Raw genomic sequence first — 8690 nt, forward strand, 5'->3', positions numbered from 1 at the left:
GCCGACACAGCGCGGATCAAGGGCGAGCCGGTTGTTCAACCGCTGGTGCTCGTTACCGGATACCTCACCACTTGGCTTGGCGCGTCCGCGGCTTTCGCCGCGCTGACGCTCGCGGTCTACGCTTTTGCCGGTTCCGGCCGGATGCTCGATCCCGCAGTCGGTATTGCCGGCGCCGCGGCACTGCTTGTTGCAGGCCTTTATCAATTTAGCGGCTTGAAACAGGCGTGCCTGGAAAAATGCCGCAACCCGTTCTCGATCCTGTTCGCCAATTGGAGCGCGAAACCGGGCCGCATCTTCCAACTAGGAGTGGAGCAGGGCGTCTGGTGCCTTGGCTGCTGCTGGGCGCTGATGCTGGTGATGTTCGCCGTCGGCGCGATGAACATCTTCTGGATGGCGCTGATCGGCCTGTTCACCCTGATCGAAAAACAGACCACCGGCAGGGTGGCCAGCCGGGTCGCCGGTACGATACTGCTTGTGTGGGCGGCAGCCCTGCTATTAGTTTCGGCGTAAGGGGAGAATTCGATGACCGACCAAAGCTGGGCGATGAAAGGGGAGCTGGTACTCTCATGCAATTGCACGGTTTTCTGCCCCTGCGTGCTGTCGCTCGGCAGCCACCCGCCGACGGAAGGTTACTGCCAGACCTGGGCTGGCTTCCGCATCGATGCCGGCCATTTCGGCGAAGTCGACCTTTCGGGTCTCAATCTCGGCCTGGTCATGGAAATCCCCGGCTATATGAGCCGCGGCAACTGGAGCGCCGGACTGTTCATCGACAAGCGGGCGTCAGTCTATGCGGTCAAAGCGCTGACCAAGATCTTCGCGGGTAAGGCCGGCGGCACCACCTCGCTGCTGTCGATCCTTGTCGGCAAATTCCTCGGCGTCGAGCAGGTGCCGATTACCTATGAGACGCGTGACAGGACGCGCGTCTTCCAAATACCGAAGATCATCGACGGCGCGGTGACGCCGATCCCCGGCAAGGACCGTGAAAAGGATACGGTGATCACCAATTCAGAATATTGGATCGCGCCGGAAATCATCGTGGCGAAGTCCGACAAGAGCAAGATGCGCGCCTTCGGCCGCAACTGGAATTTCGCCGGCCGATCGGCCGAAATCTGCAAGCTGGACTGGCGGGGACCGTGAGCAAGAATACAACGGCCAGGAAGGCGGCGAAGAAGATCGCGCAGCGGATTCCGTTGCCGAAGAAGAAGGTGACGTGGCCGCAGGCGCGTGCGTTTTCCGTTCATCTGCTGACCGCGTCAGGATCGTTCCTGGCCTTCCTGTCGCTGGTGGCGGCGAGCGAGGAACGCTGGACGGCGATGTTCTGGTGGCTGGGGCTGGCGCTGTTCGTCGACGGCATCGACGGCCCGATCGCCAGGAAGCTCGAGGTCAAGGAGATCCTGCCGACATGGTCGGGAGAACTCCTCGACAACATCATCGACTACGTCACCTACGTGCTCATCCCGGCCTTCGCGCTCTATCAGCGCGGCTTCATGGGCGAGAACCTATCCTTCCTGTCGGCGGCCATTATCGTCGTCTCCAGCGCGATCTACTATGCAGACACCGGCATGAAGACGAAGGAGAACTTCTTCAAGGGCTTCCCTGTCGTCTGGAACATGGTGGTGTTCACGCTGTTCGTCATCGAGCCGGGGCAATGGGTATCGTTCGCCGTGGTGGTTATTGCCGGTATTTTGACCTTCCTGCCGATCAACTTCATTCATCCGGTGCGCGTGGTGCGGCTGAGGCCGGTCAATCTCGGCATGACGCTTTTGTGGTGCGCCTTCGGCGCGCTGGCGCTGGCGCAGGCAGCACTTGCCGCCTTCTATGACAAGATCGGCGTGCTGGGAGAGCAGGTCAGCGACTTCACCAAGATCGGCATTACCATCACCGGCCTCTATCTCGCCTGTATCGGGGGCATCATGCAGATGTTCCCCAGTCTGGGCGCCAGGAAGTCCTGATCCTGGATCAGGACATTTTTGGTCGAATGGTCATCCTGACCTAGCTGTCTATCGGCCCATGATCTTTCAAACATCGGCTGGCCCTTTCGGGGTCATGCTCCAGTTTACGTACCCTTCAGAGAGTTGAGCGATGTCCAAGGCAATCCGCATCCACGCCAATGGCGGCCCCGAAGTCCTGGCTTACGAGGATGCCGATCCCGGCCAGCCGGGAGAAGGCCAGATCCTGATCCGGCACACGGCGATCGGCCTGAACTTCATCGACGTCTATTACCGCTCCGGGCTTTATCCGCCCCCCGGCGGTTTGCCGCTGATTCCCGGCAGCGAGGCGGCGGGCGTCGTGCTGGCGCTCGGCACCGGCGTCGACTGGCTGAAGCCCGGCGACCGCATCGCTTATGCCGTCAATGTCGGGGCTTATGCCGAGCAGCGGGTGATCGCCGCCGACCGCGTGGTCAAGGTGCCGGACGGCATCAGCGACGAGCAGGCGGCGGCGATGATGCTGAAGGGCATGACGGCGGAATACCTCTTGCGTCGAACCTTCCCAGTCAAGGCCGGCGACACGATCCTCTACCATGCGGCAGCCGGCGGTGTCGGCCTGATCCTCGGCCAATGGGCAAAGCATCTCGGCGCGATCGTGATCGGCACCGCGAGCTCCGCCGACAAGATCGAGCTCGCGCGGGCGCATGGCTTCGATCATGTCATCAACTACAAGGAGCAGGATTTCGTCGCCGGCGTCGCGGCGCTCACCGGCGGGAAGAAATGCGACGTCGTCTACGATTCCGTCGGCGCCGATACTTTTCCCGCCTCGCTCGATTGCCTGCGGCCGCTCGGCATGTTCGTCAGCTTCGGCTCGTCGTCGGGACCGGTTCCGCCTTTCCCGATGTCGCTTCTCGCCCAGAAAGGCTCGCTTTACGCGACCCGGCCGACGCTCTTCGTCTACAACGCCAAGCGCGAGGATCTGGTGAAGTCGGCAGAAGCGCTTTTCGATGTGGTCAAGAGCGGCGCCGTCGAGATCAAGATCAACCAGCGCTACGCGTTGAAGGACGCAGGAAAGGCGCAAGCCGATCTCGAAGCCCGCAAGACGACGGGAACGACCGTCCTCATTCCCTAGAGCATGATGTCGTAGGAAAACCGCCTCGCACTTTTCGGCATCATACCTTAGCCAACTGCCCTGTTTTTCAGCGGCTTGCCGTGCCCGAAGGCACGGCTTCCCTGAAACGCGATGCGGATTTGCTACTGTTCTCAAGAGGTCTATCTTAGCCCTTGAGTTTCCGCTGAAATTCTTGAAGCTCTTTCAAGTTGGGTGCTGCTTTCCGATGGGAGCCGGCCGCGCATACCATGCTTTCGGGAACACAGAACATGTCCGGGAAGCCGGATGGGAGGCACTGTGAGTGCAAATCATGACAGGCAGAACCTGCTTGAGGTTCGTGGTCTCACCAAGATTTTCGGCACGCTGACGGCGTGCGATCACATCGATCTCAACATCGCAAAGGGCGAAATCCACGCGCTGCTCGGCGAGAACGGCGCCGGCAAGTCGACGCTGGTCAAGATGCTGTTCGGCTCGCTGGAGCCGAACTCGGGCGAGATCTTCTGGGACGGCAAGGCGGTCAAGATCACCAGCCCGGGCGTGGCGAAGAAGCTCGGCATCGGCATGGTGTTCCAGCATTTCTCGCTGTTCGAGGCGCTGACAGCGGCCGAGAACATCGCGCTTTCGCTCAATGACGGTTCGCCAATCAGCACCATCGCGGCGAAGGCGAGGGCGCTGTCCTTCAGCTATGGGCTGCCGCTCGATCCGGACTCCCTGGTCGGCGACCTCTCCGTCGGCGAACGCCAGCGCATCGAGATCATCCGCTGCCTCTTGCAGACGCCGCAGCTCATCATCCTCGACGAGCCGACCTCGGTGCTGACGCCGCAGGAAGCCGACAAGCTGTTCGAGACGCTGGAGCGACTGCGCTCGGAGGGCAAATCGATCCTCTACATCTCGCACCGGCTGGAAGAGGTCAAACGCATCTGCGACCGGGCCACCGTGCTTCGCCACGGCAAGGTGGTGGGCCACTGCAATCCGCGCGAGGAGACGGCCGCATCGCTGGCCCGCATGATGGTTGGCAGCGAAGTCAAGGCCGTGGAGCGCGCGCCGGCCGAAGGCATCGAGACCGCGCCGGCGCTGCTGGAAATCCGTGGGCTGACGCGCAAGCCGGCGACGCCCTTTGCCATCCCGCTGAAGAACATCAATCTCACCGTGCGCGCCGGCGAAGTGATCGGCATTGCCGGCGTTGCCGGCAACGGCCAGGGCGAGTTCTTCGAATCCGTCTCCGGCGAAGTGCTACAGCAGGATGCGGGTTCGGTGCGCATCCGCGGCAAGGACGCCGGCGCGCTCTCCATCACCGGCCGGCGGCTGATGGGTGCTGCGTTCGTGCCGGAAGAGCGCCTGGGGCACGGCGCCGCCCCGCGCATGAAGCTTTCGGAGAACCTGCTGCTGTCCCGTCACGCCACCGACGGCAAGGCTTTCGTCGGCTCCGGCGGCATGGTCAAGAACAGCGCCGTCTATAGCGCCGCCCAGCGCATCATCACCGCCATGGACGTGCGCAAGAGCGCGCCCGATCCGGAGGCGGCCGCGCTCTCGGGCGGCAATCTGCAAAAATTCATCGTCGGCCGCGAACTCGACCGCAAGCCGAGCGTCATGATCGTCAACCAGCCGACCTGGGGCGTGGACGCAGGCGCGGCCGCTCGCATTCGCCAGGCCCTGATCGAGCTTGCGCGCAGCGGCTCCGCCGTCCTGGTCATCAGCCAGGATCTCGACGAATTGTTCGAGCTGTCGGATGCGATCGCGGTCATGCACAACGGGCAATTGTCGGCGCCGCTGCCGATCGCCGAGGCGACTTTCGAGAAGATCGGCCTCTTGATGGGTGGCGCCGAGCCCGGCCACGCAGAACACAGCCTGGAGATCGCATGATGCGCATCGAACTGGTCAAACGTCCGCAGCGCTCGGCGTTGTTTTCGGTGCTGTCGCCGTTCATTGCCTTCGCGCTGACGATGATCGCCGGCGCCATCATGTTCGCCTTGCTCGGCGTCAATCCGCTGGATGCATTCAACATCTATTTCATCCAGCCGATCAGCGAAGTCTGGCAGTTGCACGAGCTGGCCATCAAGGCGGCGCCCCTCATCCTGATCGCGGTCGGACTGTCGGTCTGCTACAAGGCCAACATCTGGAACATCGGCGCCGAAGGCCAATTCATCTTCGGCGCGATCTTCGGCTCGATCATCCCGGTGCTGTTCCCGCAATTCGAAGGCCCGCTGGTGATCCCGCTGATGCTCTTGCTCGGCATGGTCGGCGGCGCCTTCTACGCGTCGATCCCGGCGTTTTTGAAGACCCGCTTCAGCACCAATGAGATTCTGACCAGCCTGATGCTGGTCTATGTCGCGCAGCTTTTCCTCGACTGGCTGGTGCGCGGCCCATGGCGTGACCCGCAAGGCCATGGCTTCCCGCAGACCATCCAGTTCGGCGATTCCGCGGTGCTGCCGGAGCTGATGCCCGATGCCGGCCGCGCCAATTGGGGCTTCGTCTTCGCCCTGGTCGCCGCCGTAGCGATCTGGCTGATGATGAGCCGCATGCTGAAAGGTTTCGAGGTGCGCGTTCTGGGTTCCAGCCCGAGGGCAGGGCGCTTTGCCGGCTTCGGCTTGAACCGGATGGTGTTCTTCACCTTCCTTCTGTCCGGCGCGCTGGCCGGTCTGGCGGGCATTTCGGAAGTCTCCGGCGCCATCGGCCAGTTGCAGCCGGTGATCTCGCCGGGCTACGGGTTCACCGCCATCATCGTCGCCTTCCTCGGCAGGCTCAATCCGCTGGGCATCGTGGCCGCGGGTCTCGTCCTGGCGCTGACCTATCTCGGCGGCGAGGCGGTGCAGAGCGCGCTCGGCATCTCCGACAAGGTGGCGCGCGTGTTCCAGGGCATGCTTCTGTTCTTCGTGCTCGGCTGCGACACACTCATCCACTACCGCATTCGCCTGATCGGCGTGGCGCTGATGAAGCCGAACGCCGCGAAGCTCGATGCAGCGCCCAAGCTCGAGGAGGCCCGCTGATGGACATCACCGTCAACATCCTTTTGACCATTGCGACCGCCGCGACGCCGCTGCTGATCGCGGCGATCGGCGAACTGGTGGTCGAACGCTCGGGCGTGCTCAATCTCGGCGTCGAGGGCATGATGATCATGGGCGCCGTCGGCGGCTTCGGCGCCGGCTATCTCACCGGGTCACCGTGGATCGGCCTGCTCGCCGCAATCATCGTCGGTGCGCTGTTCTCGCTGCTTTTCGCCGTCATGACGCTGTCGCTCGCCACCAACCAAGTGGCGACGGGCCTGTCGCTGACGCTGCTCGGCCTCGGCCTTTCCGGCATGATCGGCACCAGCTTCGTCGGTCAGCCGGGCGTGAGACTGCCCAATCTCGATATCCCGGTGATCAGCTCGATCCCGGTCGTCGGCAGGCTGATCTTCGGCCAGGATCCGGTCTTCTACATCTCGATCGCGCTGACCGCGGCGGTCATGTGGTTCCTGTTCAGGACGCGCACGGGGCTTACGCTTCGCTCGATCGGCGACAGCCATACGTCGGCGCATGCGCTGGGCATCAAGGTCATCCGCTACCGTTACCTGGCGGTGATCTTCGGGGGCGCCTGCGCCGGCCTTGCCGGCGGGCATCTGTCGCTGGTCTACACGCCGCAATGGGTGGAGAACATGAGCGCGGGCCGCGGCTGGATCGCGCTGGCGCTGGTGGTGTTCGCGTCCTGGCGTCCGTGGCGGGTGCTGGCAGGCGCCTATATCTTCGGCGCTGTGTGGATCGGCCAGCTTCATGCACAGGCTTTTGGCATTCCGGTGCCGTCGCAGTTTCTTTCTTCGCTGCCCTATCTGGCAACCATCGCGGTTCTCGTTCTAATCTCGCGCAACAAGCGGCTGACAATGATGAACACGCCGGCTTCGTTGGGGCAGCCATTCGTTCCGGATCGTTGACGACAACAAAAAGACGGGAAGCTCCAAGGCTTAACTCAGAGAGGTAACACAATGAAAAAACTGCTTATTGCGTTGATGACCACGGCTGCGGCCCTGTCGGTCGCGGCAACCGCCGAGGCGGCCGACAAGCTGAAGGCCTGCTGGGTCTATACGGGTCCGATCGGCGACTTCGGCTATTCCTACCAGCACGACCAGGGCCGCCTCGAAGTCGAGAAGGCGCTCGGCGACAAGGTCGAGACCGCCTATCTCGAAAACGTCTCGGAAGGCCCGGACGCCGACCGCGCCTTCGAGCGCCTGGCGCGCGAGAAGTGCAAGATCATCTTCGGCACGTCCTTCGGCTTCATGGACGCCGAGGTGAAGGTCGCGAAGAAGTTCCCCAAAGTGATGTTCGAGCATGCCACCGGCTTCAAGACCGGCAAGAATCTCGGCATCTACAACGCCCGCTTCTATGAAGGCCGCTACGTGCTCGGCCAGATCGCGGCCAAGGAATCGAAGAAGGGCCTTGCCGGCTACATCGTGTCCTTCCCGATCCCGGAAGTGGTGATGGGCATCAACTCCTTCATGCTCGGCGCGCAGTCGGTCAATCCCGACTTCAAGGTGAAGATCGTGTGGGTGAATTCCTGGTTCGATCCCGGCAAGGAGGCCGACGCAGCCAAGGCGCTGTTCGACCAGGGCGCCGACATCATCGTGCAGCATACCGATTCCACCGCCGCGCTGCAGGTCGCCGAGGAGCGCAAGCTGCACGGCTTCGGCCAGTCATCCGACATGATCAAGTTCGCGCCGAACGCGCAGCTCACCTCGCTCACGGACGAATGGGGTCCCTACTACATCAGCCGCGTGCAGGCCGCGCTCGACGGCACCTGGAAGCCGGACAATGTGTGGCTCGGCATCAAGGACGGCGCCGTAAAGCTCGCGCCCTTCACCAACATGCCTGACGACGTGAAGGCTATGGCGGAGGCGACCACGAAGAAGATCGCCGGCGGCTGGAACCCCTTTACCGGACCGGTCTCCAAGCAGGACGGCTCGCCGTGGCTGAAGGACGGCGAAGTCGCCGATGACGGCACGCTGCTCGGCATGAATTTCTACGTCAAGGGCGTCGACGACAAGCTGCCGCAGTAAGCTGCAAGTTACTGGTGTCAAAAAGGAAAGGGCGCCGCGCGGCGCCCTTTCTCATTCGGTGTGCCTTCGCTTTGGAGGACGATCAGACGGCCGATCCGTAAAGATCGTAAGCGTCGGCGCGGTCGATCTTGACGGTGACGATCTCGCCGGCGCGCAGCGGCCGCCGCGACTGGATGTGGACCGAGCCGTCGATCTCCGGCGCGTCGTATTTGGTGCGGCCTTTGCCGGACGCGCCATGCGCCTCGTCGACCAGCACCGGCAGGCGCTTGCCGACTTTCTTGGCCAACTGCGCGGCGGAAATCTTCTGCTGGCGCTGCATGAAGCGGTGCCAGCGCGCTTCCTTGATTTCCTGCGGCACCTGTTCGAGCCCGAGGTCGTTGGAGCGCGCGCCCTTGACAGGCTCATATTTGAAGCAGCCGGCGCGGTCAATCTTGGCTTCGTCCAGCCAGTCGAGCAGCATCTGGAAATCGTCCTCGGTCTCGCCGGGGAAACCGACGATGAAGGTGGAGCGGATGGCGAGATCCGGGCAGACCTCGCGCCAGCCGCGGATACGGTCCAGCGTCTTTTCGCCATGCGCGGGGCGCCGCATGTTCTTCAGCACCTGCGGCGAGGCGTGCTGGAAGGG

At 63.0% G+C, this 8690-nt stretch carries 8 protein-coding genes and 1 pseudogene; 8 read left to right on the top strand and 1 reads right to left on the bottom strand.

Translation table 11 applies throughout. The features are described 5' to 3' along the window. The 8 genes from EOA27_RS11635 to EOA27_RS11670 all read left to right on the top strand — a co-directional run. Positions 1-510, top strand: a 510-nt coding sequence (locus EOA27_RS11635; RefSeq protein ID WP_189562006.1) for a DUF2182 domain-containing protein, incomplete at its 5' end; no start/stop codon positions are given. Positions 511-522: 12 nt separating this feature from the next. Further along, positions 523-1137 (top strand): DUF1326 domain-containing protein, encoded by a 615-nt coding sequence (locus EOA27_RS11640; RefSeq protein ID WP_127256224.1) that lies wholly within the window; start codon positions 523-525, stop codon positions 1135-1137. Continuing rightward, entirely contained in the window at positions 1134-1952 is an 819-nt protein-coding gene (pcsA, locus tag EOA27_RS11645; protein ID WP_126082732.1) for a phosphatidylcholine synthase, read from the top strand. Before EOA27_RS11640 ends, pcsA begins: the two co-directional genes overlap by 4 nt. 130 nt (positions 1953-2082) lie before the next feature. Then, a complete protein-coding gene (locus tag EOA27_RS11650; RefSeq protein ID WP_126082733.1) occupies positions 2083-3060 on the top strand; it encodes a quinone oxidoreductase in 978 nt (325 codons plus the stop codon). Between the two features lie 264 nt (positions 3061-3324). Next, positions 3325-4902, top strand: a complete 1578-nt coding sequence (locus EOA27_RS11655; RefSeq protein ID WP_189343133.1) for an ABC transporter ATP-binding protein — start codon at positions 3325-3327, stop codon at positions 4900-4902. Further along, positions 4899-6026: an ABC transporter permease gene (locus EOA27_RS11660; RefSeq protein ID WP_126060964.1), complete on the top strand. Its 1128-nt coding sequence runs from the start codon at positions 4899-4901 to the stop codon at positions 6024-6026. The genes EOA27_RS11655 and EOA27_RS11660 overlap by 4 nt, the downstream gene beginning before the upstream one ends. Next, complete coding sequence (locus tag EOA27_RS11665) at positions 6026-6946, top strand: ABC transporter permease (RefSeq protein WP_126082735.1); 921 nt, start codon at positions 6026-6028, stop codon at positions 6944-6946. The genes EOA27_RS11660 and EOA27_RS11665 overlap by 1 nt, the downstream gene beginning before the upstream one ends. Before the next feature lie 51 nt (positions 6947-6997). Next, positions 6998-8065: a BMP family ABC transporter substrate-binding protein gene (locus EOA27_RS11670; protein ID WP_126060966.1), complete on the top strand. Its 1068-nt coding sequence runs from the start codon at positions 6998-7000 to the stop codon at positions 8063-8065. A gap of 82 nt (positions 8066-8147) precedes the next feature. On the opposite strand, the pseudogene EOA27_RS11675 reads toward EOA27_RS11670, so the two are convergent. After that, positions 8148-8690: pseudogene (locus EOA27_RS11675) on the bottom strand (radical SAM protein); the annotation flags it as partial.

The sequence above is a fragment of the Mesorhizobium sp. M2A.F.Ca.ET.037.01.1.1 genome, assembly GCF_003998075.1.
GTDB lineage: Bacteria > Pseudomonadota > Alphaproteobacteria > Rhizobiales > Rhizobiaceae > Mesorhizobium.